Here is a 26033-nt window from a genome sequence, read left to right as displayed (position 1 = left end):
TGGCTAACGGCAACTCTATCCGGGCGCTATCAAGCCGGATCATGTCGACGCGTCAGAAGACTCTAACCGCGCCCAAGACACTGGTAAGTGCGCGAATATGTCGTCAACACGCAGCCTCCATAGGCATCAGTTTGCTCACACGTACGCTGAGTTCCTTCAAAAGGATCCGCACGAGAGTAACCCCATGCCCGACAACGCGCATCCGCCCCCGCTTGAGCGCCTTCCCAATCGGGTGTGACAATTTCGAAGGCACCTTGCTGGTACGAAAGGACAACACTCGCATCTGCACGACTACCGCCTGTAGGCTGAGGCACCATCACTACCTCAGAGCAAGCGCTAAGGGAAACAACCGCAGCCGCAGCTAGAAACAAAGAACGCATGACTCCTCCACGAGTCTTTAACAAACAAGATTGTTGCGAGATGAAATCACATGACGCAAGCCGCCACAAGAGCGTCAAGTATAAATAAAAAATAGGAAAATGGCGCGGTTGACGGGGCTCGAACCCGCGACCCCCGGCGTGACAGGCCGGTACTCTAACCAACTGAGCTACAACCGCGTGAGGGCCTGATTAGGCAAATCCCGGGGCGGCGTCAATGCCGGAAGCGGCGGTTTTCATCCCCCACAGGATCGCCGCCTGCCCCAGCCAGTACAGCGCCCAGAGGCCACGCGCGAAGAGCGGTTTCCAGCGGCTCTCGGGCGGCAAGAGGAACAGCTCGATGGCCAGCACGATATCCGAGGCGATGAAGGCCAGCGCGCCCGCCGTGATCCAGACGGCCGCGTCCGGCAAGGCAAGCGCCAGCGCCCCAAGCACGACCGACAGCCCCGCGTAGATCGCCACGGGCAGCCGAAGATCGCCAAGGACCGGCCAGAGCCGCACCAGCAATACCGCCGACACCGCCGCAAGGACCAGAACGGGCACCACCGGAACCGAACCGGCCAAGGGCCAGAGAACGGCAATGTAGATCGCATGTCCAAGGGCGAACGCCGCCAGACCGGGCAGGAACCCGGACTTCGGATCGCGCGACAGGAAGAAATCGCCCACCGCCCCCAGCCCCAAGGCCATGGCCAGGATCGGCAGCCCGTGCCACGCGGCGGCCAGCGCCAGAAGGACGGTGGAGCCGGTCTTGATCGCGGACCTAGCCCAAGACACGGGCCGCAACGTCCAGACCGCGCCATAGGCAAGCGCAAGGGCACCAGCGGGAAGAAGAAAACCGATCATGCGCCTGTCTAGATCAGCGCCCCCGCGAGGGAAAGCGCAGGGTGGCAAAAAGAAAAAACCGGCCCCGAGGGGCCGGCATTTTCGCGCATCGCTGCGAAACGGGTGGTGGCGCGGTTGACGGGGCTCGAACCCGCGACCCCCGGCGTGACAGGCCGGTACTCTAACCAACTGAGCTACAACCGCTCACCCTTCCGCTTCGGGGAGATCCCCTTTGCGTGGGGGGCGTATTAGGCCCCCGCCCGCCTCCCGTCAAGCGCGGTTTTGCGCTTTCCGCCGCCTTTTTCTCGGCGCTCACGGTCGGCGCTGTGGACGGGCGGCAGACAGCGGGCGCGCGCGCTGCCGTTCGCGCGCGAATACGTAAAGCCCCGCCCCCGCGATCAGCGCCGTTCCGGCCAGCATCGGCAGGCTCGGGATCTCGCCGAACACGATCCAGCCCCAGAAGATCGCGATGGGCAGGCCGGTGTATTCGTAGGAGGCCACGGTCGCCGCATCCCCGATCCGGTAGGCCTGGCTAAGCGCGTAGCCGACAACCGCGGACAACACCCCCAGCAAGCCAAATTTCCACCAATCCTCGACCGGCGGCCAGACCCAGGCGCGCAGCAGGAAGACGAGGCTTTCACTCTCCACCCCCTCGGCAAACCGCCCGTCGCCGGCCACCACGAAGAAACAGACGCTGACAAGGATGAAGGTCGCCTGAATGTAGACCGCCATGGCCGAGGCCGCCGATTTTGCCCCCAGTTTGCGCGTCAGCACCTGCATGCCAGCGTAGCAGAATGCCGCCGCGACCGGCAAAAGCAGGCTGAGGCGCGGGATGCCGCCCCAATCGACACCGGGCGCCATCATCACCGCCACGCCCAACAGGCCGATCAGGATCGCCGTCATGCGGTGCTTGCCCACCGTCTCGCCCAGGACCGGGATCGCCAGAAGCGTGATGAAGAGCGGCGCGACGAAGAAAAGCGCCGTGGCCGCGCCCAGGGGCATCACCGCCAGCGCGGCGAAAAAGGTCATGTTGGCGATGACGATCAACAGCGCGCGCACAAGGTGCAGACCGGGCGTGCTGGTCCGCAGCATAGCGACCCCGCCCTCGTAGCGCAGGATGACCAGCGACACGCAGATCCCGATGGCCGAGCGCACGAAGACCATCTGGTGCAGCGGGTAGCCCCCCGACAGCAGCTTGATCAGCATGTCGTTGATCGAGATGAAGAAAACACCCGCCAGGATGAACAGGATGGCGCGGGCATTGTTCGCTGTGTCGTCGCTCGGCGCCATGTGCTGCCCCTGACCTCGCGCGCTACTCGGCGGCGCCAAGCATTAGCTCTTCCAGTCGGAAATGCACGAGCAGCGCCGTGTTCACTTCACCGGCCGAGCGCTCCAGCGTCTGGTCGCGGTCACGGCCATCCTCGGACAGGCGCAAGCGTAAGCGCAGGGCCGGTGTGGCCTCGATCAAGCGGCGCGCAAAGCTGCGGGTCTCGTCCGGGGTGGCGACGCGGTAGCGCGCCCCCTGGGGCGTCAGGGCAAGGTCATAGGTCGGGCCGTCTGGCAGCACCTCGATCGTCACGCCGCGCGCCTCGGGCGGGGCGTCGAAGAAGCGTGCCTGTGACAGGGCGTCGGCAAAGGTCCGCGTTTCGTCGAGATAGATGCCGAACTGCATCAGGTCGCCGTTCGCCGCGATCAGGCGGTCGAACATCACCCCGCTTCCCATGAAAAGGTCCGTGCGGCACCGGATCGCCCCGTCCGTGTCGCGGCCGCATTCGGTGATCGTGCGCGCCCGCTCGGTCACCCGGTTGAAGCTGAGCGCCTCGACCCCGTCGGCCCGGTAGAGGACGTGCAGTTCATGCACGTCGTCGGCCCCCGGCACACGCTCCAGAACGGTCACGGTCTGCGCCCCACCCTCGGTCGCTGACCCGCCGCTCAGGATGCAATCGACCCGTCCGCCGAATTGCGACGGCTCGGCGATCAGTTCGGGCACCGCGCCGCGCAGGTCTTCGCCCTCCACGGCATCGGCGGAGAGAACGCGGTCACAGCTATCGGCATCGAAGGCAACGGCGGGGGCAGGCAGAAGGACAAGGGCAGCCAAGGCCGCCCATTTCCACGATGTCATGGCGAAATATCCCGAACAGGCAGACATGGGCCTGCCGCTAGCACGAGACGGCGGCGCTGTCACCTTTCGGGCAGGGGAATGAACTCCTCCTGGTCGGTGGGCGGCAATTGGAAGCGGCCATGCTCCCAATCGCCCCGACGCCACGCTTCTTTCGCCTCGTCGATGCGCTCCTTGGAGGAGGCGACGAAATTCCACCAGATATGGCGTGGCCCCTCCAGCGTTTCGCCGCCCAAGAGCATCACGCGCGCGCCCGCCTCTCCGGCGGTCAACGACACGCGGTCGCCGGGGCGGAACACCATCATCTGCCCCTTGTCGAAGCGCTCGCCCGCGATCTCGACCGAGCCATCCATGACGTAGACGCCGCGATCCTCGTGATCGTCGGGCATCGGCAGTTTCGCGCCCGCCTCCAGCAAGGCGTCGGCGTAGAACATCTCGGACGGGGTCGAGACGGGGGCCTTGGCCCCAAAGGCCGTCCCCAGGATCAGGCGGACACGCTTGCCCTCGCCCTCAAGCAGCGGCAGCTCCCCCTTGGCGGCATGGACGAAATCCGGTGCGCCATCCTCGGCCCCTTTCGGCAAGGCGATCCAGGTCTGGATGCCCGACAGTTTGTAGGGCGCGCGCAGCATCTCGCCGTCGATCCGCTCGGAATGGGTGATGCCGTGGCCTGCCGTCATCAGGTTCACCGCGCCGGGTTCGATCCACTGGTCCGTGCCCAGGCTGTCGCGGTGATGGAATTTGCCCTCGAACAGGTAGGTGACGGTGGCGAGGCCGATATGCGGGTGCGGACGGATATCCACCCCCTGCCCCGTGATGAACTCGGCCGGGCCCATCTGGTCGAAGAAGATGAACGGGCCGACCATCTGGCGTTTCGGCGCCGGGAGCGCGCGGCGCACCTCGAAATCCCCAAGGTCTCGGGCGCGGGGAACGATCACGGTTTCAATGGCATCGACATCGTCACCGGTGGGGCAATGCGGGTCGAGGGCGGGGTTCCAGCTCATGGCAGAGGCTCCAGCTTGGTCGTTGCGGGTCCCAACAAAGCTAGGGCGTTCGGCGATCCGGTCCTATTCGATGCAATCACACCATTTTTGTTCATAAATGCACACTGAAAAGGTCAAAAACAATAATAAATGCACTGCCGCACATTAAGCGCCTAAACCGCTTTCATCCCCCAAACCTGCACCGACCGGATCGGTTGACGGTTCTGCGCCAGTTGCAGGCCGGTCACGATGCGGATGCCTGTCCAGACAAGCCAGAACAGAAAGACGAGGAAACCCACCAGCACGAAGGTCAGCACGAAGCCGATCACCATCATCAAGACACCCCACCAGAAGGTGCGGATCTGGAAGGTCAGGTGACTGTCCAATTCGGGTGATTTGCCCCGCTCGATATAGGCATAGATCAGCCCGCCAAGGGCTGCGAAGGGCACGACGAACCCCACGATGTAAGTGATATAGATGATAAAAGCGGGCTCCAGCGGGTTGGGCGGGGGCGCTTGGTAGGGCTGCCCCTGGTTGTACTGGGGTGGTGGCGGCGGCGGTGTGTCCTGCATGAAAAGCGTCCTTTTCTAAATGGCAGCGATGCTGTCGCTCGCGCCCCCTAGCGTCAAGAACCCATGCGCCGGCCCTTGAAACGCCAAGCCTGGGCATGCGTCCGATCGGGGCGCAGGTCGCCCAAGCCTGGTACGAACCCCAACGTCACGCGGCGCTTATGATAGGGAAACTGGTGGGTGGTGAGGGGCTCGAACCCCCGACATCTTCGGTGTAAACGAAGCGCTCTACCAACTGAGCTAACCACCCGCCGGGGCGCCTCATAGCCCGGTCCGGGGCGTGGGGGCAAGCCTCAATCGGCGTCTGACGCGGCCCCGAGCAACCGGGCCGTTCCCTGCTCCACGACATGCACCACGCCCTGCCCGCCCGGCAGCGTCGACAGGTCTTCGGGCGGCAGGCCAAGGGCGAGGCAGCGCAACACCCGCGACGTGATCCCGTGGGTCACAAGGACGGTGGGGCCTTGCAGGGAGGCCAGCAACGATTGGCACCGCGCTGCCATCTGGGCCAGACGCTCGCCGCGGGGAGCTGTGAACTTCCACAGGTGCGGGTCCGTGGCCGCGGCGATCTCGGGGTAGTCCGCGCGGATTTCGGACAGGAAACGCCCGGCCCAATCCCCAAGGTCGATTTCCAGCAGGCGGCTATCCTGCGTGATGGGGTGCTCCGGCAAGGCGATCTCGGCCGTGCGCAGCGCCCTTGGCGACGGGCTGGACATCACTGTCACATCCGCGGCGGGCAGCAGTTCGGAGAGGATCTCGCGCTGTTCGCGCGCCTGCGACCTGCCCCTTTGGGTCAACGGGCTGTCGAGGTGGCCCTGCAACCGCTCGGCGCGGTTCCACTCGGTTTCCCCGTGGCGCAGGATGTAGAGGGGCGGAAAAGCCATGCGAGCAACCTCGTCTTTCGCCCGGCCGGACCGCAAGGGTCGCTCACCGCAGGTCGAAATTCATGGAGAAGGGAAATGGTGGGTGATGAGAGATTTGAACTCCCGACATCTTCGATGTGAACGAAGCGCTCTACCACTGAGCTAATCACCCGCCGAATGCGCGGTATTTAGCCCCAAGCCCAAGGCTCTGCAAGAGGGGTTTGCCCCATTTTCGAGCGCTCCGACCGAAGCCGACGCGCCCGGTTCAGTCGCTGTCTTTCGCGGGCTTGTCCACGGTGGTGCCGGACGCGCCATCGGCTCCGCCAGTCACACGCTTGAGCTTGAGCGTCAGCATGTCGCCGCCTGGCTTTTCCATCCGCTTCTTGACCATCAGCTTGCCGAGCGGCGGCACCGCCACCTCTTCATGGGTGTCGAGCAGCTTGCCCATCTCGTCCAGCATCAGGTCCATCACCAGCTTGACCTCAGATCGCTTCAACGCGCTGCGCGATGCGATGGCGTCCAGCAGGTCGGGACGCTTGGCGCGATCCGCACTGTCGCTGTCGCTCTGCGCCGGGGTCTCGGGCGCGGCCGTGTTCTTTGTCGCGCTCTCCACCGCGCGCAACGGTGCCGGAGCGGGGGCCGTCCTGGGAGTGGGCGAAGTCTTCTTTTCCTTGGTGCTTTCGTCTGAGGACGTCGGAGTGGCCGCCTTTGCCGTGGTCGTGCGGCTGCGCGACCGCCCGGCGGGCGTCGATTTGCGCTTGCTTCTGCTGGTGGTAGATTTCGTCGTCATGGCTCTGCTCTCCCCGTCCCCAATACTCTGCAATCTGGGATTATTGTTTACTATCAGTGGACAGTGTACCGCAACGGACGGCCCCTTTCCAGTGGACGCGCCGGTTTAATCAGCTGCGCGGGCTGCGCGCGGCGATGCGGATGCGGCGCTGGTCCCAGCGCGGCCAGCCGATGAGTTCCGACACCGTCAGGAAGCGGAACCCCCGCGCGGCGAGGCCTTCGATGGTCGCGGGCATCGCGCGCACGGTCGGGCTGTGGATGTCATGGGCCAGCACCACTGCGCCGGGATGAGCTGACCCTACGATCCGCTGGCGGACGACCGAGCTGCCCGGGCGCTGCCAATCCTGCGGGTCGACGGACCAGAGCACCGTCGGCATGTTGCGCTCGGCATAGAGCATCAGGCGCTGGCGGTCATAGAGATTGCCGTAAGGCGGTCGCATGGTGACCGGCGGGCGGCCAACAGCGTTCTGGATGGCAAGGCTGGTGCGGTCGATCTCGTTCAGGACACCGGCGTCGGAACGGCCATAGAGGCTGGGATGCGACCAGGTATGGTTTCCGATCTCGTGCCCCTCTGCGGCCACGCGGGCGACAAGCTGCGGATACCGCGCGACGTTGCGCCCGATCATGTAGAAGGTCGCGCGCACGTTGGCCGCGCGCAGAATATCGAGGAGTTGCGGCGTCAGGCGCGGATGGGGACCGTCATCGAACGTCAGCGCGACGACGGGCTGGCGGGTATTCACACGCTGCACCGTGACGTCGGCCCCGCGCGTGACGGGCCCGTTTCCGGTAAAGCTCGCCGGAATGGCCTGCGCTTCGGCCCGCCCGATCACGGCTGGACAGGCCAGAACCGCGCCGAGCCCCAGCAGGACCCCGCGTCGGTCGGCAAACTGGCCTGAAAACTTCGGCATGCCGCAAGTCCCAACAGAGAATCTTTGAAGCACAATGGGTAAAGCGTGCGAATCGACTCAAGCCTCGCGGCCAAGTCCGTCCGCTTCCATCCACAACCGTGCCTTGCAAGACACGCAATCAGGCCATGCAGTGGCAACAAAACGGCAACACCCGGCAAGCAGCGCCGTCATGCCCTCTTGCGGCGGGTCTTCGCGCAGAACAACGTTCACACATTGTCGTCAGGCCGCTTGAAGCCTGCCCCCACTTACCGGACCGGGACAGCGGCCAATCATCCGGAGGGTTCGTTTCATGCCTCGTCTCTTGACCGCCACCGCCCTGAGCCTGACGCTCGCCACCTCGACCGCTTTCGCCGGGGGCACCGCCCCGCAACCCGCGATGCCGCCCGCGGTCATCATCGAGGACACGGCCGACAGCTCGCACCAGATCCTCGTTCCGATCTTTGCCGTGCTCCTGATCGCCGCCGCGCTGCATTCGGGCGGCGGAAACCCGGGCCTGCAACCCAGCGACGCGCGCCTGAAGCGCGACATCACACCTGTCGGAACCGCCGGGAACGGCCTGACGCTTTACGAGTACCGCTATCTCTGGTCCGACGAGGTGCACACCGGCGTCTTGGCGCAAGAGGTGCTTGCCCACACGCCCGAGGCGGTGGTGGCCCTGCCTTACGGCTACATGGCGGTGAACTACGAGCAGCTGGGGCTTGTCCCGCCGGTCGCGGATTGATCGCCGGGCGAAGTGTAGGATTCCGGTCACAGGAGCTAGGCAAAAACGCAACAAAGCGGTGTGTGGGAATGGCTTTACAGGAAGAATCGCCTTTTTCCTACGGGCGAGCGGCTGGGGGAGTTGCTCAGGTTATCGAGCTTTTTGGCTGTGCACCTCCTCCGGACAAAATTTGAAGGCCTCAGGCCCGACACGAGAGGGGATGTCATGAAGAAACTGCTCGCCACCGTCGCAATCGCGGCGACGCTCACCACAGGCACCGTCGCCCAGGCCGAAGCGCCGGAACTGGTGCCGCAGATGTCGACCCAGACGATCTACGATGATGTTGAGACGCGCACCCATCACCTTATCGTGCCGATCCTGGCGATGATCCTGTTTATCTTCGCAGCATCCGGCAGCACCGGTAACGGTTACATCGAAGGTTTCTAATTTTCTCGGATGCAAGCCGCATTGAAAGGGTCTGAACCATGAAGAAATTGCTCGCCACCGTCGCAGTCGCTGCGACACTCACCACGGGCACCGTCGCCCAAGCCGAAGCGCCGGAACTGGTGCCGCAGATGTCGACCCAGACGATCTACGATGATGTCGAGACGCGCACCCATCACCTGATCGTTCCGATCCTGGCGATGATCCTGTTTATCTTCGCAGCATCCGGCAGCACCGGTAATGGATACATGCCGCAATAGGCTTGGGGGCTTGCGTCGCTCTAGCCACCGGACCAAGCTTCTGATTGTGTAAAGAAAAACCCCCGCCGGACCGATCCGGCGGGGGTTTTCTTTTTGTCTGCGAAGGCCGCGAGGTCAGTGCGCAGTCGCGCCCTGCCCCTTGTTGTCCAGCGCGGCTTGGGCGGCGGCGGCCTCTTCGGCCTCCTCGTCCCAGTCGATGCTGTCCGGCTTGGCCGTCAAGGCCTGCTCCAGAACCTCCGAGACGTGGCTGACGGGGATGATGGTCAGCCCCTTCTTCACGTTGTCGGGGATCTCGGGCAGGTCCTTTTCATTCTCTGCCGGGATCAGCACCGTGGTGATGCCCCCGCGAAGCGCGGCCAGCAGCTTTTCCTTCAACCCACCGATGGGCAGCACGTTGCCGCGCAGCGTGACCTCGCCGGTCATGGCGATGTCCTTTTTCACCGGGATCTGGGTCAGCACCGACACGATGGACGTGACCATCGCGATGCCGGCACTCGGCCCGTCCTTGGGCGTGGCGCCCTCGGGGACGTGGACGTGGATATCCCACTTGTCCAGACGCGGCGGCTTTACCCCGATGGACGGCGCGATGGACCGCACGTAGCTGGCGGCGGCGTCGATCGATTCCTTCATCACGTCGCCCAGCTTGCCGGTGGTCTTCATCCGGCCCTTGCCCGGCAGGCGCAACGCCTCGATCGACAACAGGTCCCCGCCGACGCTGGTCCAGGCCAGCCCGGTCACGACACCGATCTGGTCCGCTTCTTCGGCGAGGCCGAACTTGAAGCGGCGCACGCCAAGGAAATCCTCGAGATTGGCGGGGGTGACGGTCACCGTCTCCTCCTCCTTCTTCAGGATCTTGGTCAGCGCCTTGCGGCAGATCTTGGCGATCTCGCGTTCGAGGTTCCGAACGCCCGCTTCACGCGTGTAGTAGCGGATCGCGTCGGTCAGCGCGGCCTCGGTCAGCTCGAATTCCTTGGACTTCAGGCCGTGATCCTTCACCTGCTTGGGGATCAGGTGGCGGATCGCGATCTCGCGCTTTTCATCCTCGGTGTAGCCGGCCAGCGGGATGATCTCCATCCGGTCCAGAAGCGGCCCGGGCATGTTGTAGGAGTTCGCCGTGGTCAGGAACATCACGTTCGACAGGTCGTATTCCACCTCGAGATAGTGGTCGACGAAGGTCGAGTTCTGTTCGGGGTCCAGCACCTCAAGCATGGCCGAGGCAGGGTCGCCCCGGAAATCCTGGCCCATCTTGTCGATCTCATCGAGCAGGATCAGCGGGTTCGTCGTCTTGGCCTTTTTCAAGGCCTGGATGATCTTGCCCGGCATCGAGCCGATATAGGTCCGGCGGTGGCCACGGATCTCGGATTCGTCACGCACGCCGCCCAGGCTGATGCGAATGAATTCGCGTCCGGTGGCCTTGGCGACCGATTTGCCAAGCGACGTCTTGCCGACGCCCGGCGGGCCGACGAGGCACATGATCGGCCCCTTCAGCTTTTTCGAGCGCTGTTGCACGGCAAGGTATTCGACGATGCGTTCCTTGACCTTTTCCAGCCCGTAGTGATCGGCGTCGAGAATGTCCTGCGCCCGGCCAAGGTCTTTCTTCACGCGCGACTTGACGCCCCACGGGATGGACAGCATCCAGTCGAGGTAGTTGCGTACGACGGTGGCCTCGGCCGACATGGGCGACATGTTCTTGAGCTTCTTCAGCTCGGCCTCGGCCTTTTCGCGCGCCTCTTTCGACAGCTTGGTGGCGGCGACCTTTTCTTCGAGTTCGGCCACTTCGCCGCCCTCTTCACCGTCGCCCAGCTCGCGCTGGATCGCCTTCATCTGTTCGTTGAGGTAGTATTCGCGCTGCGTGCGCTCCATCTGCGATTTCACGCGCGTCTTGATCTTCTTCTCGACCTGCAGGACCGACATTTCGCCCTGCATCAGGCCAAAGACCTTCTCCAGCCGTTCGGCCACGTCGAGCGTTTCCAGAAGATCCTGCTTCTGGTCCACCTCGATGCCGAGGTGACCGGCCACGAGGTCGGCCAGCATCTCGGGGTCCTGCGCCTCGGCGACGGAGGCAAGCGCATCCTCGGGGACGTTCTTTTTGACCTTGGCGTATTTCTCGAATTCCTCGGAAACCGACCGGGTCAGCGCCGCGACCGAGGTCGGATCGCCAAGGCGTTCCTCAAGCTCGATCACGCGGGCTTCGAAATAATCGTCGGTGGCGGTGAATTCCTCGATGCGCACACGCTTCTGGCCTTCGACCAGCACCTTCACGGTGCCATCAGGCAGCTTGAGCAATTGCAGCACGTTGGCGAGCACACCGGCGCGGTAGATCCCCTCGGGCGTGGGGTCGTCCACCGACGGGTCGATCTGGCTCGACAGGAGGATCTGCTTGTCGTCCTGCATCACCTCTTCCAGGGCGCGGACGGATTTCTCGCGGCCGACGAAGAGCGGCACGATCATGTGGGGGAACACCACGATGTCGCGCAGAGGAAGGACGGGATAGGTCGAGTTCTGGTCTGGCATGTTGCCTTCCTTGGTTCTTGGCAAGGGGGCCCGGCCCTGACTTGGCAGCAGCCCCGGCCCCTTCCGGGTAAGGATGTCATAACTTGGGGCGCGCATTGGGGTGTTTCAAGCGGTCCAAGGCGCCGGTTTGCCCATCAGCATGCTCCGCCACCGCCCGCCACGCAAGGGAGGGATAGCGGTTTTGCACGGCGCGCACACAAAATGCTGTGGAAAGCGCCCCCTGCACGCCTGCCCCGGCCATCCGGCCCGCCACCGCCGCACATTGACCCAAGTCATGCGCCTGAAATTGTTTCCAGTGTAATATTTGCGCCGTGCTCACACTCTCTGGGAGGAATGACATGCGCATTAGAACATCGGTCCTTTTCGGGGCCGCGTTGGGTCTGTTGGGCGCGGGAGGTGCCCTCGCCTGCCCCAATCTCGCCTATACCGGCGCAACGGCCAGCTACACCGGCAGCCAACTTTACAGCCGGCAGGTTCTGTCGACCACGGCGACGGGGGGCTACCAGCTGTCGTCCTGCGGCATCCCGGGCGCGCGGGGCTATGCCGCCGCGCAGCCCAATTTCACCTTTTTCCTGAGCCAGATGCAGGGCTATCGGCTGAATTTCGACGTGGACAGCAGCTGCGACTCGACGCTTCTGATCAATGCCGCGGACGGGTCGTGGCATTTCAACGATGACGGCGGCGAGGGGCTGACGCCCGAGATGGACCTGACCCTGCCGCAGCATCTGGAGGGGCGCGTCGATGTCTGGGTCGGCACCTATTCCAACACATCCTGCGCTGCGACACTTGCCCTTGAAACCTTCCTCAGCGGGCCGCAACCGCAGCCGGTGCCGCCGCAACCGCCGCAGGTGGCCGGATGTCCGAACCCGAACTATGGCGGGCAGGCGGTCAGCTACACGGCCAGCCAGTTGTTCAACGGCCAAAGCCTTGGCGTTCTTGCGGCGGGATCGACCCCGCTGTCGTCTTGCCCCGGGATCGACGGGCGGGGCTACGTGAACGCCGCACCGGACTACAATCTCTACCTGTCGGGGATGGGGTCCTACCCGCTGTTCCTCGACGTGGATGCCTCCTGCGACTCGACGATGCTGGTGCGCGCCGCCGATGGCAGCTGGCATTTCGACGATGACAGCAACGGCAACCTCGATCCGAGCCTGTCGCTGACCTCGCCCTCGCAGGTGAACGGGCGTGTCGATGTCTGGGTCGGAACCTATGGCGGCAACAGCTGTAGCGGGACGCTGAACCTGCGCGCAGGCGGCGCCATCACACCGGTTCCGCCACAGCCGCAACCCCCGCAGCCGCAACCTCCGCAGGCTGGCGGCTGTCCCAACCCGGCATTCAACGGCACCGTCCTGAACTACACCGGCAGCCAGCTGTATTCGCGTCAAAGCCTCGGCGTCCTTGCCGGCGGATCGACCCGCGTTTCGACTTGCGGCATCGGCGGTGGCGGATATGCCAACGCGCAGCCGGATTACACGCTGAACCTGTCGGGGATGCAGAACTATCGCCTGGTGCTGGATGTCGATGCGTCCTGCGACTCGACGATGCTGGTCTATGCCGCCGACGGAAGCTGGCATTACAACGACGACGGGGATGGCAACCTTGATCCGCGGATCGAACTGACCCAACCCTCGCAGTTGAATGGCCAACTCGACATCTGGGTCGGCACCTTCGGCGGCAACAGCTGCAACGCGACGCTGAACCTCGAAACCTTCGCCTCGGGTTCGGGCACGCCGCAACCCCAGCCGCCGCAACCGCAACCCCCGGCCACGGGCTTTGGCCGGATCAACGTGCTGTCGGCAACTTATGGCGCCAATTGCGGCGTGCCGCAGGGCAATGTCACCGGCCATATCGCGGGTCAGTGCAACGGGCAGGCCACCTGCGATTACCGCGTGGATTACACGGTGATCGGCGATCCGGCTGTCGGCTGCGCCAAGGAGTATGACGTGGTCTATGACTGCGGCGACGGTATCAGCCGGGCGGCCCATGCCGATGCCGAGGCTGGCTACGGCTCCGTCGTGCGCCTGCAATGCACGCCGTGACCCCGGCGTGATCCGATTTGCGCCCGCCGGTCCAAGGGATGGGCGGGCGTTTTTCGTCAAAGGGGGTCGATATCGCCCTCGGCCCGCAGAGCGTGAAAGTCGCCCTCCCACGCATCGAAGCGCCCGTCCGAGATGGCGGCGCGCATGCCTGCCATCAGCTCCTGGTAGTAATGCAGGTTGTGCCATGTCAGGAGCATCGAGCTGATGATCTCTCCCGCGCGGAAGACGTGGTGCAGGTAGGCCCGCGAATACCCGGTGCAGGCGGGGCATGTGCAGGCCTCGTCCAGCGGGCGCGGATCATCGGCATGGCGCGCGTTCTTGATGTTGACGACGCCGCGGCGGGTAAAGGCCTGCCCTGTCCGTCCCGAGCGTGACGGCAGGACGCAATCCATCATGTCGATCCCGCGCTTGACCGCGCCGACGATGTCGTCAGGCTTGCCCACGCCCATCAGGTAGCGCGGCTTGTCGGTGGGCAGCATCTCGGGCGCGTAGTCGAGGCAGCCGAACATCGCCTCCTGCCCCTCGCCCACGGCAAGGCCGCCCACGGCGTAGCCGTCGAAGCCGATCTCCTTCAGCGCCTCGGCGCTTTCTTCGCGCAGGTCTTGTTCAAGCCCCCCCTGCTGGATGCCGAAGAGCGCGTGTCCAGGCCGATCGCCAAAGGCTTCTTTTGAGCGCTCGGCCCAGCGCATCGACAGACGCATGGACTGCGCGATGCGGTCGCGATCGGCCGGCAGCGCGGGGCATTCGTCGAAACACATCACGATGTCGGAGCCCAGAAGCCTCTGGATCTCCATCGAGCGTTCCGGGCTGAGCATGTGTTTTGAGCCGTCGATATGGGAGCGGAAGGTCACCCCCTCTTCGGTCAGCTTGCGCAGGTCGGCGAGGCTCATCACCTGGAAACCGCCCGAGTCCGTCAGGATCGGGCCGGACCAGTTCATGAACCTGTGCAAGCCCCCCAGCGCCGCGATGCGTTCAGCGGTCGGGCGCAGCATCAGGTGATAGGTGTTGCCCAACAGGATATCGGCGCCGGTGGCCGCGACGCTTTCGGGCATCATCGCCTTGACGGTCGCCGCCGTGCCCACGGGCATGAAGGCCGGTGTGCGGATCTGGCCACGGGGCGTATCGATCACGCCGGTGCGGGCACGCCCATCAGTGGCCTTGAGGGTGAAGGAGAAACGCTCTGTCATGGCCGCTCTGTGGCGTATCGGACCGCGCTTGCCAAGCCCTGCCCTAGTGTTCCAGCACCAGCGCCGCGACGCCGCCCGGGTCGGCGATCCGCCGCACCGGAAAGCGCGCCGCCCAGTCGCGCGCGCGCCCTGCCGCCCGTCCGATCAGCGGATCGCTTTCCGGCAGCATCCGGGAAAAGCGCCAATCCCCGTCGCCGGAGAGACCCGCGCGCGGCGCCACAAGGGCCGCGAATACCGCCTCTCCATCCGGCAGACGCAGATCCTCGGCCTCTGGCCCGGCCCACGGGTCGCGCAACAAGCGCAGCAGGGACACGGGCCGCGCAGGGACGTGTCCCGACAGGCCCGGTGGCCGGTACGGGTTCACGCCGTCCCGAACCGCGCGCAGGCCGACAAGGTCCGAGGGGATGGGCACCTGACGATAGATCCTTTCGCTGGCAAGCACGGGAAGGCCTGCGGCGTCGGCGAGATACGCGCCGAAACTGAGGCACCCCGCGCCGCCGCCATTCCAGGGGTCTTCCAGCAGACCGTAGCGCCGGGCGCGCTCGGAGGTTGCGAACCCTGCCAGCCGTTGGCGCATCGCGTGGCAGTCGGTGCTCTCCACCTCGACGGCCAGAACCGCACCACGCCCGGTGGCGAAGGCCCTGTCCTGCGCCGCCGGGAAATCGGCCTCGGGCACCATCCCGCCGGTATCGTAAGTCGCCAAGACCGCCGACAGGCCCCAGCCCTGCGCCATCAGGCGCAGCGCCCGGCGGTCCCTGTCCCCGCTATGCGAGGTCACGCCCTGACGGCCATCGCACTGCCATGCCACCGCGAGGTGCCCGATCCAGGCCGGGGACATCGCCACCGCCACCGGGTTCGACAGAAGCCGCACGAGGCTTTGCCGCGCGAGGTCCGGGCCGCGCATGTCGAAGGGCACGCGCGGCGGAAGGTACGCCAGGATGACGTAATCGCGCGACGGGTCGAGCGAGATGCGGTTCAGGAAATCGGGCCAAAGCGCCTCTTCGAAGGGCGCAAGGGTCAGGTCGGTGGCATCGCGTGCCACGACCGGCGTGCCGTGCATCTCGCTGGCTACGGCACGGGCGTCATGGCCGGCCTCGGGGCCCGCTGGCCCCATAGCGCATCCTGATAGCGACAGGGCCAATAGCCCGGAGATCACACCGCGCCGGATTGCCCGTCTTGTCCTGTTGCGCCGCATGTGCCCCCGTGCTTTTGTCGCGCCGAACCCGCCTTCGATCCTGACGAGCGATTCCGCCCCCGCCAAGCCATCGACATGTCGCACGGCCCGCACCGCGCCCGCCGTGGCCTTGGCACAACGCCCCTGCAAAGGACACCGCATGACCGAGAGTGACACGCCCCTTCGACTTGGATGGGAAGAATGGGTCGCCCTGCCCGGCCTCGGCCTGCCCGCGCTGAAGGCCAAGGTCGATACCGGCGCGCGGACCTCGGCCCTTCATGCCTTCGATATCGAAACTTTCGGCTCCATCAACCGCCCCAAGGTGCGCTTCGCCGTGCATCCCGTCCCCGGCCGCACGGACCTGACCATCGCCTGCTCGGCCCCCATCAAGGACCGGCGCGAGGTGACAAGTTCCAACGGCGAGGCGGAACTGCGCTACGTGATCGAGACGGACCTTGCCGTTGGCGGCACCTCGACCCCGATCGAGGTGACGCTTACCGACCGGGGTACGATGGCCTACCGGATGTTGCTGGGACGGCAGGCGATCCAGTCCGACTGGGTCGTCGCGCCGGCCGAGAGTTTCTGCCAGGAAAAGCTAAGCTACGACATCTACAGCACGGCCCGCGTGAAACAGGCCGCGCCGAAGCGCGCACTCCGCATCGCCGTCCTCAGCCGCGAGGACAATTACTCGACCCGCCGCCTTGTCGCCGAGGGCGAGGAACGCGGCCATACGATCGAGGTGATCGACACGACGCGCTGCTACATGGCGATCAATGCGCTGGCCCCCGAAATCCACTACGACGGCGCCCGCCTGCCCCGCTATGACGCGGTGATCCCGCGCATCGGGGCCAGCGTCACCTCCTACGGCACCGCCGTTCTGCGCCAGTTCGAGACCATCGGCACCTATTGCGTGAACGGATCGGCCGGGATCACCGCCAGCCGTGACAAGCTGCATGCCCACCAGTTGCTGGCGCGCCACAAGATCGGCATGCCGCAGACCGCCTTCGCCGCTTCGCCCAAGGATACCGACAATATCATCGGGCTGGTCGGCAGCGGACCTTTGATCATCAAGCTGCTGGAATCGACGCAAGGAAAAGGCGTCGTGCTGGCGGAAACCAAAAAGGCCGCGCAATCGGTGATCGACGCCTTTCGCGGGCTGAAGGCGAATTTCCTTGTGCAAAGCTTCGTGAAAGAAGCCGCCGGAGAGGATATCCGCTGCCTCGTGGTCGACGGAAAGGTCGTCGCCGCCATGAAACGCACCGCGGGCGGCGACGATTTCCGCTCGAACCTGCATCGCGGCGGCAAGGCAAGCGCCGTGCGGATCACCAAGGCCGAGCGCGAGGCGGCGTTGAAATCGGCCAAGCTGTTCGGACTCGGTTTGGCCGGGGTCGACCTGCTGCGCTCGGAAGACGGGCCGAAACTGCTTGAGGTGAACTCTTCCCCCGGCCTGCAAGGCATCGAGGAAGCGACGGGCAAGAACGTCGCGGCGCATCTGTTCGACGCGATCGAGAAACATGTACGGCCACAACCCGTGCGCAAACGGCGGGGCGCTTAACCCTTTCCCCTTCGCCGCATTCAAACGCGTCTCGCGCGGGTTTACGCCCCCGGAGATACTCCTTATATAAATGGTCGGATACTCAATGAGGCACAGAGCATGAGCGACCAGCAAGAGCATCTCGAAGGCACGCCGCTGATCAAGCCGTCGTCGACGGATCATCCTCTCTACGACCAGGTCGTCGAGGCCTGCCGCTCGGTCTATGACCCGGAGATTCCGGTGAATATCTATGACCTCGGCCTCATCTACACGATCGACATCTCGCCCGAGAACGAGGTTCACGTGACCATGACGCTGACCGCCCCGGGCTGCCCGGTGGCCGGCGACATGCCCGGCTGGCTGGCCGACTCGATCGAACCGCTCGATGGCGTCAAACAGGTTGATGTCGAGATCACCTGGGATCCGCCCTGGGGTATGGACATGATGTCCGACGAGGCCCGCCTCGAACTGGGCTTCATGTAAACAGCGGAAAACCTTAGTCTTTCAGCGCCCCGCCAAGACTGGACGGGGCGTTTCCTGCACGCCATGATCAGGTCGCAAGACGGAGGTGCGCCACGCGTGCCGCGACGGAGGACCTTGATCCAGACATGGCCACACAGACCTTCGCCGCACTGTTTCTCGCCCACGTGATCGCCGACTACCTCGCGCAGACGACATGGCTGGTCGAGAACAAGCGCCGCCCCCTCGCCCTCGGCACGCATATCACTTTGGTTTTCCTCGCCATGCTGCTGACAACATGGACGTTTTCGCCATGGTTCCTGGCGCTGACCGGGGCACATCTGCTGATCGACCTACTCAAGACCTTTGGCCTGCCCAAGGGTCTGCCGGCCTATATCGCGGACCAGGTGCTGCATCTTACTTCGATCGTGGGGGTGACACTGCTTGCCCCGGGCCTCTGGGCTGAAAGCCCGCTCTCGAACACTTCAACCTTGCCCATTATCTACCTGGTATTGGCCGGAATCATCTTCGCAGCACGTGGCGGACAATATGCCGTTCTGACCCTTGTCGCGCGCAAGGCGCCGCCCTCCCACGAAGGTATTCTGCTGGGCTGGATGGAACGCGCGGCCTTTTGCGTCGTGCTTCTGATGGGGCTGCCGGTTCTTGTTCTGCCGGTCATCGGCATCAAGCTGATCTACGCCTGGCGCAGTTGGGCAGAGCGTAATTCCGAGGCGCGGCGGCGCCTTGTCCTGGGGACCCTCGTCAGTTTCGCCTGGGGCCTTGGTACCGCGATCCCCTTGGCCATGTTTGCGCCCACCCTTCTCGCCGGTTGAGCGGCGCGGCCACAGCCCCTACATTCAGCGTGACACGCGCAGGAGTTTTCCGATGTTCTCTATTCCCGGCAAGCAGGCCGTCACCCTTACCCCATCCGCGACCAAGCAGATCGCGAAGCTTATGGCGCAGGGCGGCACGAAGGGGCTGCGCATCGGAATCAAGAAAGGCGGGTGCGCGGGCATGGAATACACCATGGATTACGTGACCGAGATCGACGCCAATGACGAGGTGGTCGAACAGGATGGCGCGCGGGTGATGATCGCCCCCATGGCGCAGATGTTCCTGTTCGGGACCGAGATCGACTACGAGGTGTCGTTGTTGGAAGCGTCCTTCAAGTTCCGCAACCCGAACGTGACCGATGCCTGCGGCTGCGGCGAGTCGATCAAGTTCAAGGAACTTGACGAGTTGGAAGCCGAACGCGCCGCCGCGCAAGGCGACTGACTTGGCCGTCGGCCGGGCCGATATCGACCACGCGGTCGAATTGTTCTCGGACCTTGGCAACATCACCACGCGAAAGATGATGGGCGGGTTGTGCCTGTATCACGAGGGCACGATCTTCGCGATCCTGATGAGCGACGGTTCGCTCTGGCTGAAGGGCGCAGGCGAGATGATCGACGTTCTGGAGGCCGAGGGCTGCACGCGCTGGACCTACCAGCGCGAGGGGAAAGCGCCTACGCAGATGCCGTATTGGTCTATGCCGGACGCGGCGCTGGACGATCCCGATCTTGCCTGCGACTGGGCGCGCCGCGCGCTGACGCATCTTTAGACTGGACAAACACGGCGCGCCTCTGCGCACCGCCCCCGGTTACCCTTTTGCCTGCAAATGGACGTAGGTCTCGTTGTAGCGCCGCGAGAGATGCTCTCCGGCAAGGATCACGTCGCTCGACCCCATCGGAGCGACATTCGTGTCATGGTTGGGGTTGAAGAACAGCGGCACCGAGATCCGTTCGTCCGGCCCGCCAACGACACGATGAAGCGTGGCGCGCACGCGCCCGCCGGTCCACATCTCCAGCATTTCGCCGAAATTCACCACGAAGGTGCCCGGGTCGGCCAGCACGCCCAGCCACGAGCCGTCGCGCATTTCAACCTCCAGCCCCGGCTGACCATCGGTCGCCAGCAGCGTGACACAGCCATAGTCGGTATGGGCGGCGATGCCGAAATCCTTGTCGCCCGCCCAACCGGGCCGCGCCGGATAGTAATTGCCGCGCAAAAGCGCCATGGGACGCGAGAACTTGTCCGCGAAATAGTCGCCATCCTCGCCGATGGCCCGCGCGATCCCCGACAGCAGGTCCAGCGCGACGCCGCGCGCAGCCTCGAAATACCCCTCGACCACGGCCCGGAAGCCGTCGGGCGCATCCGGCCATCGGTTCGGGGCGTAGAACTGCATGCTGGTCAGCGGATCGCCCTCGGGCAGCGTGATGCCGCAGTCGAACACCTCCTTGTAATCCGGGTTCGCGGTCGGATCGACCTGCTCGGATCGCGAGGCGCCCCATCCCCGGTTCGATCCGGTGGCGGCCATGTCGACACCGGCCTTCTCGGCCTCGGGCAGGTGAAAGAAGGCGCGGTAGGTCTCAATCACCCGCGACACGCGCTCGGGCGTCAGCGCCGTGTTTTCCAGCGTGAGAAAGCCGGTCTCGAAAGCCCCTTCGCGCACCTGCGCCATGGCCTCGGCCTCCCCGCGCGCCAGTGCCGCCGCGTCGATTTTCGGGATCATCGTATCATTCCCCTGCCTCATGGCCGCCTTGACCACTTGGCGCTTCCTTGCCATCCCAAGGGGACAAAGGACAAGGAGTGAGTGGCATGCGCGTCAAGCTGGCGGCTGGAAACTGGAAGATGAACGGCACCCGCGCGGCGTTGGCCGAGGTGGACACGCTGGTGGCCGAACATGGCGCGGCCTCTGTCGAGGTACTGCTTTGCCCGCCCGCGACGCTGCTTGGCGCGATGGCCGAGCGGATCGGCGATGCGCAGATCGCCGTCGGCGGCCAGACCTGCCATCCCGAAGCCTCGGGCGCGCATACCGGCGACATCTCGGCCGAGATGCTGGCCGATGCGGGGGCGACCTATGTCATCCTCGGCCATTCCGAACGCCGCGCCGACCATGGCGAGAGCAACGACATGGTCCGGGCACAGGCCCGCGCCGCGCTGGCGGCCGGTCTGAAATGCGTCATCTGCGTGGGCGAGACCGAGGCCGAGCGCGATGCCGCCAACACGCTCGACATCATCTCGGGGCAATTGGCCGGGTCGATCCCCGACCTGTCGACTGGGGAAAGCCTTGTCGTGGCCTATGAGCCCGTCTGGGCGATCGGCACCGGCCGCACGCCGACGCTGGACCAGATCGGCGAGGTGCATGACTACATCCGGGCCGAGCTGGAGCGCCGTTTCGGCACCGGCGTCGGGCGCTCGGTCCGTCTGCTTTACGGCGGGTCGGTGAAACCCTCGAACGCGGCCGACATCTTTGCCGTCTCGAATGTCGACGGTGCGCTGGTCGGGGGCGCCTCGTTGAAGGCCGCGGATTTCGGCGGGATCATCGACGCGCTGGAACAGGCCTGAGCCAAGGTACAGTCCAACGAAAAGGGCCGTCCGCTTTCGTCGCGGGCGGCCCTTTCTGGTTTTGCCGGCTTACTCGGTCGCGGGGACGAACCGTTCCGTCGCGATCCGGATGATGCCCTGGTAACCCTCGGAATACTGCACCACCGACAGCAAGTAGCGGCCCGGATCGAGGCGGACGGCCAATTGGCTGTTGAGCGTCCCGTTCGCGTCATCGTTGAAGGCGATCTCGCGACCCAGATCATCGAACAGGGCGATCATCGGGTCGCTGTCGGTCACCTCGACCGCGTCGATCAGGAGCATCCCGCGCGATGGCATCTCGAAGGCGAACCATTCGGCGTTGCGGCCAGACACCTGTGCGTCGCGCACCGCGCGCGGCGGCAGCGGCCCCATGTCGACGAAAGGCCAGGAGCCGTCCATCGGCGGCGCGGCCTCGCCCGACGCATAAAGCTCGTTGAGCGCAGCCTGCTGGTCGTAACGCATCACGCGCACGGTCACCGGCAAGTCCGGGTTGGAGAGCGCCCGGATCCCGATGCAATAGTCGCCCGCCGGCAGCGGCTCGGTGAAATCGATCCGGCTGTTGAGGCTCTGGTAATCGTCGTTCTCGGCCAGCAGCGTCCCCTGCCCGTCGAAGATGTAGATATAGGGATCGGCGCTGGGGTTCTCGGCCCGGATCGTCAGGGGTTCCGGCGCGCCAAGCGTGAAGCGGTAATAGGGAACACCGCTGATCGTGTTGGTCGCCTCGGCCCCGCCCTCGTCCAGAACAGGCGCAAGCGGTCCGGCCCCCAGCATCGTGGCGGGCGTGTCGGGAAGACACGGGTCAATGCCTACGAAAATCGGGCCATCCGGCGGGAAGACATCGCCACCGCCGACGAACCCGCCCGAGAGGCCCTCGGTGATCGCGGCATGCGTCAGTTGGCCGACAGCGATATCCGCGACCAGGCCGGTACCGCCGAAACCGCGCGTGGCAAGGCAATACTCGCCCGGCTGAAGCGGGGTTTCCGCGCGCGAGGCCAGCCCCCCGCCCGAGTCGTCGTCGGTCACAACCAGCGCCCCCGAGGCGTCGTAAAGCTCGATCACCGAGTCGCCGCCGGGCGCCGGTTGCGCCTCGACCCGGATTTCCATGGGCTGGCTCAGCGAGAACAGGGCCACGGCATTGCCGCCCGAGGGGACCTCTTGCCCCGTCAACACGAGAGCGCCCGTCGCGGCAGCGATATCGGATTGCTCCGGCGACCCGCCGATCCAGGTGCCCCCCGGACCGATGCCGCCGCACTCGACGCCTTGAGCCATCACGGGCGCACCGGCAAAGGCCAGAATGGCCCCGGCTGCGGCTGCGCTCAAATTCAATTTCATCGCAATTCCTCCAATGAGCCGGGGCGTGGTCAGTCCACCGGCCCAGGGAGCCTAACAAGGGCCGCCGCGCCAGCGCCAGAAAAAGCGGCGCGGCGCGGCGGGGAATTTTCTACCTTTGATGACGCAGCTTTGCCGGGCGCAGGGATCGGGTCAGAGGTTTTCGCCGCGGATCGCCTCGCACACGGCGTCCGTCACCTCTTGCGTGGTGGCGCTGCCGCCCACATCCGGCGTCAGGATGCCATCGGCGCAGACCTTTTCGACGGCCCGCATCAGGCGCGCGGCGGCGTCCGCCTCGCCCAAATGCTCCAGCATCTGGCTCGCCGTCCAGAAGGTCGCCACCGGGTTGGCGATGCCCTTGCCGGTGATGTCGAAGGCCGAGCCGTGGATCGGCTCGAACATGGACGGGTTGCGGCGTTCGGGGTCGATGTTTCCGGTGGGCGCGACGCCAAGGCTGCCCGCCAGCGCCCCGGCGAGGTCGGACAGGATGTCGGCATGCAGGTTGGTCGCCACGATCGTGTCGAGGCTTTGCGGGTTCTTCACCATGCGCACGGTCATGGCATCGACCAGCATCTTGTCCCATGTCACGTCCGGGAAGTCCTTGCTGACCTCGGCCGCGATTTCATCCCACATCACCATGCCGAAACGCTGAGCGTTCGATTTCGTGACCACGGTCAAAAGCTTGCGGGGGCGGCTTTGGGCAAGGGCAAAGGCATAGCGCATGATCCGCTCGACCCCGGTGCGGGTGAAGATCGAGACCTCGGTCGCCACTTCCTCGGGCTGACCCTGGTGCGCGCGGCCGCCAACGCCGGAATACTCGCCTTCGGAGTTTTCGCGCACGATCACCCAGTCGAGGTCACCGGGGCCGACACCGGCCAGCGGCGAGGTGATACCGGGCAGGATCTTGGTTGGGCGCACATTGGCGTATTGGTCGAAGCCTTGGCAGATCGGCAGGCGCAGGCCCCAGAGCGTGACGTGGTCGGGCACATCCGGCGCGCCGACGGCCCCGAAGAAGATCGCGTCGAACGCCTTGATCTGGTCGCGGCCATCCTCGGGCATCAGCGCGCCTTCACGCTTGTAGCGCTCCGACCCCCAGTCGAACTCGGTGACGTCCAACTCGAACCCGCCATCGCGCCGCGCCAGGGCCTCCAGCGCCTGAAGCCCTGCGGCAATCACCTCGGGGCCAATGCCGTCGGCGGGAATGGCTGCGATCTTGTAGGTTTTCATCTTGAGGGTCCTTGCTGCAGGCGCGGAGGAGCTTGCGATGGTCGCAACGCCGCGCGGGTCATCGTCCGCGCGACATGTCGCAACTCTGCCCTGCAACGGCAATATCTGCTCGATCATATAAAAATTTGATATTATTAGGGGCGTATGGAACTTCGCCAACTCAGATGCCTGATCGCCGTCGCCGACACGCTGCATTTCGGCCGCGCGGCCCAGAAGATGGATATGCTGCCCGCCTCGTTCGGACGGCAGATCAAGCTGCTAGAAGACAGCCTCGGCAGCCGCCTGCTGGTGCGCACGACGCGCCATGTCTCGCTGACCGAGGCCGGGCGCAGTTTCGTCGAGGGCGCGCGCGATATCGTGGCCCGCGCCGACCGGCTGGAAGCAGCCTTTCGCGCCGAGGAGCTGGATCGCCGGGCCGTCTTGCGCATCGGGGCGATTGACAGCGCGGCGGCGGGCCTGCTGCCGCAACTGCTGCCGCATCTGCGCCAGGCCCACCCCGAGATCGAGGTCGAGATCTTCGAACAGAAGACCATCCGGCTCTTGCCGCGTCTTCTGTCGGGCCGACTGGACATCGCGCTCGTGCGCCCACCCGAGAGCCGCGATCCCCGCCTGCGGTTTCGCGCGCTCTTCCACGAGACCGCCGTCGTCGCGGTGCCCGAGGAGCACAGGCTGGCTGGGCGGGACGCCGTCACGGTTGGCGACATGGCCGACGAGCCGTTGATCGTGCCCGACCGGCGGTCGCGCCCGCACAGCCATGACCTGACGATGAAACTGTTTCTCGAAGCCGGCTACAGCGCGCGCGTTGTCCAGATCGCCGAAGAAAAACAGACGATTGTCAGCCTCGTCGGCACCGGTGTAGGCCTTGCCATCGTGCCGAAATGGGCATCCCGGCTGGCCATCGATGGCGTTGCGTTCGTGCCGCTGACGCTGCCGTCTGACGCGGTACGGGACAAGCTGTCGCTATCGGCTGTCTGGTTGCGGGATACCCGCCACCCCGCCCGGAGCGCATTTCTCGACGTGCTTGAAGCACAGTTGGGCGATCTGGCCGAAACCGCGTAGGTTTATTCAAGAATATTATATATTCACACTTTCCCCATCGCTCCCGTTTTTACCTTGAGCGACGCACCGCGTGCTCTATACCTTCACCGCAATGCGCCTCGGAGGGGTGCATGCCGCGAAAGACAGGGCCTGAGGCCCGGCGGCAAAGAACAGTGGAGGACTACATGAAAACGAACGCATTTGCGAAATTCACCGTCGTTGCGACGGCGACGGCCTTGACGACGGGCATGGCCTTTGCCGAAGCGCACGCGGACCGCGAAGGTTGGCCGGAAAGCTTCACCGTCGGCACCGGCTCGCAGGGTGGCACCTATTTCGGCTACGGCTCGGGCTGGGCCGGTATCGTGTCGGAAGAACTGGGTGTGTCCGGCGGCGCCGAAGTCACCGGTGGCCCGATGCAGAACATGGCGCTGGTTCACACCGGCGAGCTGCCCTTCGGCATGACCACCATGGGCCCCGCGGCTGAATCGATCGCCGGTGGCAACCCGATCGCGCCCGGTCTGCAGATGACCAATGCCTGCGCGATGTTCCCGATGTACCAGACGCCCTTCTCGATCACGGCGCTGTCCTCTTCGGGTATCACCACGGTCGCGGATATCCCGGACGGTGCGCGCATCGGCTTCGGCCCCGCAGGCTCGACCTCGGACACCTACTTCCCGCGCATGATGGAAGAACTGGGCGTCAACTTCGAGCGCCGCAACGGCGGCTGGTCGGACCTTGGCGGTCAGCTTCAGGATGGCCTGCTTGACGTCATCGCCTTCGCCGCGGGCGTGCCGGTTCCCGCCGTGTCGCAGCTCGAAGTGCAGACCGACATCAACATCATCGAGTTCACCGAAGAGGAACAGGCCCAGATCATCGAGGCCTTCCCCGTGGCAGCCTTCGACATCGCGGCCGATGCCTACACCACGCTGGAAGAGCCGGCCCGCTCGGTGTCGATGTGGAACTTCGCCATCGCCAACTGCGACCTGCCGGAAACCTTCGTCTACGCCGTCGTGGACGCGGTCATGTCGGATAACGAGCGCATGGTGAACACCCACCGCGCCGCCCGTTCGACCCTGCCCGAGTTCTGGGATCGCAACACGGTGATGATGTGGCACCCCGGTGCCGCGCGCTGGTTCGAAGAGAACGCAGGCGCCGACATCTCCGATGACATGATCCACGGCGACATGTAAAACGTCCGGACCGGGTGGAACGGCCCGTCCGGTCCGACACGAAAAAGGGCCGCGTCCAACTCTGGGCGCGGCCTCTTTACAAGCCCCGACGGACAGGGGCATGACGACCGAA

At 65.0% G+C, this 26033-nt stretch carries 27 protein-coding genes and 4 tRNA genes; 12 read left to right on the top strand and 19 right to left on the bottom strand.

All coding sequences use genetic code 11. From position 1 onward, the window contains the following. Window positions 1-62: 62 nt before the first annotated feature. From yecR to KUV65_RS01590, 13 genes are all read right to left on the bottom strand, one after another. Window positions 63-317, bottom strand: coding sequence for a YecR family lipoprotein (yecR, locus tag KUV65_RS18250; RefSeq protein ID WP_374107061.1), 255 nt, complete (start codon window positions 315-317; stop codon window positions 63-65). Between the two features lie 163 nt (window positions 318-480). Further along, window positions 481-557: transfer RNA gene (locus KUV65_RS01645), tRNA-Asp, on the bottom strand. Between the two features lie 12 nt (window positions 558-569). Continuing rightward, complete coding sequence (locus tag KUV65_RS01640; RefSeq protein ID WP_222187124.1) at window positions 570-1220, bottom strand: lysoplasmalogenase family protein; 651 nt, start codon at window positions 1218-1220, stop codon at window positions 570-572. 106 nt (window positions 1221-1326) lie between these two features. Then, window positions 1327-1403: transfer RNA gene (locus KUV65_RS01635), tRNA-Asp, on the bottom strand. Window positions 1404-1511: 108 nt separating this feature from the next. Next, window positions 1512-2489 carry a DMT family transporter gene (locus KUV65_RS01630; protein WP_222187123.1) on the bottom strand — a complete coding sequence of 326 codons (978 nt, stop codon included), beginning with the start codon at window positions 2487-2489 and terminating at the stop codon, window positions 1512-1514. A 22-nt stretch (window positions 2490-2511) separates the two neighbouring features. Next, complete coding sequence (locus KUV65_RS01625) at window positions 2512-3321, bottom strand: hypothetical protein (RefSeq protein WP_222187122.1); 810 nt, start codon at window positions 3319-3321, stop codon at window positions 2512-2514. A gap of 59 nt (window positions 3322-3380) precedes the next feature. Beyond that, window positions 3381-4319: a pirin family protein gene (locus tag KUV65_RS01620; protein WP_222187121.1), complete on the bottom strand. Its 939-nt coding sequence runs from the start codon at window positions 4317-4319 to the stop codon at window positions 3381-3383. A gap of 152 nt (window positions 4320-4471) precedes the next feature. Next, window positions 4472-4870 (bottom strand): DUF4870 family protein, encoded by a 399-nt coding sequence (locus tag KUV65_RS01615; protein WP_222187120.1) that lies wholly within the window; start codon window positions 4868-4870, stop codon window positions 4472-4474. Window positions 4871-5041: 171 nt separating this feature from the next. Then, window positions 5042-5117, bottom strand: a tRNA-Val gene (locus KUV65_RS01610). Window positions 5118-5160: 43 nt separating this feature from the next. Further along, window positions 5161-5748 (bottom strand): histidine phosphatase family protein, encoded by a 588-nt coding sequence (locus KUV65_RS01605; protein WP_222187119.1) that lies wholly within the window; start codon window positions 5746-5748, stop codon window positions 5161-5163. Between the two features lie 76 nt (window positions 5749-5824). After that, a tRNA-Val gene (locus tag KUV65_RS01600) sits at window positions 5825-5899 on the bottom strand. Window positions 5900-5992: 93 nt separating this feature from the next. After that, window positions 5993-6340: an HU family DNA-binding protein gene (locus KUV65_RS01595; RefSeq protein ID WP_222187118.1), complete on the bottom strand. Its 348-nt coding sequence runs from the start codon at window positions 6338-6340 to the stop codon at window positions 5993-5995. Window positions 6341-6626: 286 nt separating this feature from the next. Then, window positions 6627-7424 (bottom strand): polysaccharide deacetylase family protein, encoded by a 798-nt coding sequence (locus KUV65_RS01590; protein ID WP_222187117.1) that lies wholly within the window; start codon window positions 7422-7424, stop codon window positions 6627-6629. A gap of 289 nt (window positions 7425-7713) precedes the next feature. On the opposite strand from KUV65_RS01590, the gene KUV65_RS01585 reads away from it, so the two are divergent. From KUV65_RS01585 to KUV65_RS01575, 3 genes are all read left to right on the top strand, one after another. Beyond that, window positions 7714-8145 carry a tail fiber domain-containing protein gene (locus KUV65_RS01585; protein WP_222187116.1) on the top strand — a complete coding sequence of 144 codons (432 nt, stop codon included), beginning with the start codon at window positions 7714-7716 and terminating at the stop codon, window positions 8143-8145. A gap of 204 nt (window positions 8146-8349) precedes the next feature. Then, window positions 8350-8571 (top strand): hypothetical protein, encoded by a 222-nt coding sequence (locus tag KUV65_RS01580; RefSeq protein ID WP_222187115.1) that lies wholly within the window; start codon window positions 8350-8352, stop codon window positions 8569-8571. Between the two features lie 38 nt (window positions 8572-8609). After that, on the top strand, window positions 8610-8828 hold the full coding sequence (locus tag KUV65_RS01575; protein WP_222187114.1) for a hypothetical protein: 219 nt from the start codon (window positions 8610-8612) through the stop codon (window positions 8826-8828). A 114-nt stretch (window positions 8829-8942) separates the two neighbouring features. Here KUV65_RS01575 and lon read toward each other — a convergent pair whose 3' ends face one another. Next, window positions 8943-11342 (bottom strand): endopeptidase La, encoded by a 2400-nt coding sequence (lon, locus tag KUV65_RS01570; RefSeq protein WP_222187113.1) that lies wholly within the window; start codon window positions 11340-11342, stop codon window positions 8943-8945. A 338-nt stretch (window positions 11343-11680) separates the two neighbouring features. Here lon and KUV65_RS01565 point away from each other — a divergent pair, with 338 nt between their 5' ends. Continuing rightward, window positions 11681-13381, top strand: a complete 1701-nt coding sequence (locus KUV65_RS01565) for a hypothetical protein (RefSeq protein ID WP_222187112.1) — start codon at window positions 11681-11683, stop codon at window positions 13379-13381. Window positions 13382-13437: 56 nt separating this feature from the next. Here the strand turns inward: KUV65_RS01565 and tgt are convergent, their stop codons facing one another. After that, window positions 13438-14568 (bottom strand): tRNA guanosine(34) transglycosylase Tgt, encoded by a 1131-nt coding sequence (gene tgt, locus KUV65_RS01560; RefSeq protein ID WP_222187111.1) that lies wholly within the window; start codon window positions 14566-14568, stop codon window positions 13438-13440. 43 nt (window positions 14569-14611) lie between these two features. Next, window positions 14612-15682, bottom strand: coding sequence for a hypothetical protein (locus KUV65_RS01555; protein WP_222187110.1), 1071 nt, complete (start codon window positions 15680-15682; stop codon window positions 14612-14614). Between the two features lie 220 nt (window positions 15683-15902). Here KUV65_RS01555 and rimK point away from each other — a divergent pair, with 220 nt between their 5' ends. The 5 genes from rimK (at window position 15903) to KUV65_RS01530 (ending at window position 19335) form a co-directional block, all read left to right on the top strand. After that, complete coding sequence (gene rimK / locus KUV65_RS01550; protein ID WP_222187109.1) at window positions 15903-17297, top strand: 30S ribosomal protein S6--L-glutamate ligase; 1395 nt, start codon at window positions 15903-15905, stop codon at window positions 17295-17297. Window positions 17298-17396: 99 nt separating this feature from the next. After that, entirely contained in the window at window positions 17397-17759 is a 363-nt protein-coding gene (locus KUV65_RS01545) for an SUF system Fe-S cluster assembly protein (protein ID WP_222187108.1), read from the top strand. Window positions 17760-17884: 125 nt separating this feature from the next. Further along, window positions 17885-18568, top strand: a complete 684-nt coding sequence (locus tag KUV65_RS01540; RefSeq protein ID WP_222187107.1) for a DUF3307 domain-containing protein — start codon at window positions 17885-17887, stop codon at window positions 18566-18568. Window positions 18569-18620: 52 nt separating this feature from the next. Continuing rightward, complete coding sequence (locus KUV65_RS01535) at window positions 18621-19010, top strand: HesB/IscA family protein (protein ID WP_222187106.1); 390 nt, start codon at window positions 18621-18623, stop codon at window positions 19008-19010. Then, window positions 18967-19335 (top strand): TfoX/Sxy family protein, encoded by a 369-nt coding sequence (locus KUV65_RS01530; RefSeq protein WP_261331562.1) that lies wholly within the window; start codon window positions 18967-18969, stop codon window positions 19333-19335. Before KUV65_RS01535 ends, KUV65_RS01530 begins: the two co-directional genes overlap by 44 nt. Before the next feature lie 39 nt (window positions 19336-19374). Here KUV65_RS01530 and KUV65_RS01525 read toward each other — a convergent pair whose 3' ends face one another. Further along, entirely contained in the window at window positions 19375-20283 is a 909-nt protein-coding gene (locus KUV65_RS01525) for an isopenicillin N synthase family dioxygenase (RefSeq protein ID WP_222187104.1), read from the bottom strand. Between the two features lie 86 nt (window positions 20284-20369). Here KUV65_RS01525 and tpiA point away from each other — a divergent pair, with 86 nt between their 5' ends. Next, window positions 20370-21119 (top strand): triose-phosphate isomerase, encoded by a 750-nt coding sequence (gene tpiA / locus KUV65_RS01520; RefSeq protein WP_222187103.1) that lies wholly within the window; start codon window positions 20370-20372, stop codon window positions 21117-21119. Window positions 21120-21188: 69 nt separating this feature from the next. Here the strand turns inward: tpiA and KUV65_RS01515 are convergent, their stop codons facing one another. Further along, complete coding sequence (locus tag KUV65_RS01515) at window positions 21189-22469, bottom strand: pre-peptidase C-terminal domain-containing protein (RefSeq protein WP_222187102.1); 1281 nt, start codon at window positions 22467-22469, stop codon at window positions 21189-21191. Window positions 22470-22619: 150 nt separating this feature from the next. Beyond that, window positions 22620-23693 (bottom strand): tartrate dehydrogenase, encoded by a 1074-nt coding sequence (locus tag KUV65_RS01510; RefSeq protein WP_222187101.1) that lies wholly within the window; start codon window positions 23691-23693, stop codon window positions 22620-22622. 144 nt (window positions 23694-23837) lie between these two features. Between KUV65_RS01510 and KUV65_RS01505 the strand changes: the two genes are divergently transcribed. Together KUV65_RS01505 and KUV65_RS01500 are read left to right on the top strand one after the other, a co-directional pair. Further along, the gene (locus KUV65_RS01505) at window positions 23838-24752 is read left to right on the top strand and encodes a LysR family transcriptional regulator (protein ID WP_222187100.1); all 915 of its coding nucleotides are present in this window, start codon (window positions 23838-23840) and stop codon (window positions 24750-24752) included. A 164-nt stretch (window positions 24753-24916) separates the two neighbouring features. Further along, window positions 24917-25921, top strand: a complete 1005-nt coding sequence (locus tag KUV65_RS01500) for a TAXI family TRAP transporter solute-binding subunit (protein ID WP_222187099.1) — start codon at window positions 24917-24919, stop codon at window positions 25919-25921. The last annotated feature ends 112 nt before the right edge of the window (window positions 25922-26033 follow it).

This window comes from Maritalea mobilis (assembly GCF_019800885.1).
Lineage (GTDB): Bacteria > Pseudomonadota > Alphaproteobacteria > Rhodobacterales > Rhodobacteraceae > Roseibacterium > Roseibacterium beibuensis.
This window is presented reverse-complemented; position numbering and strand designations above follow the sequence as displayed.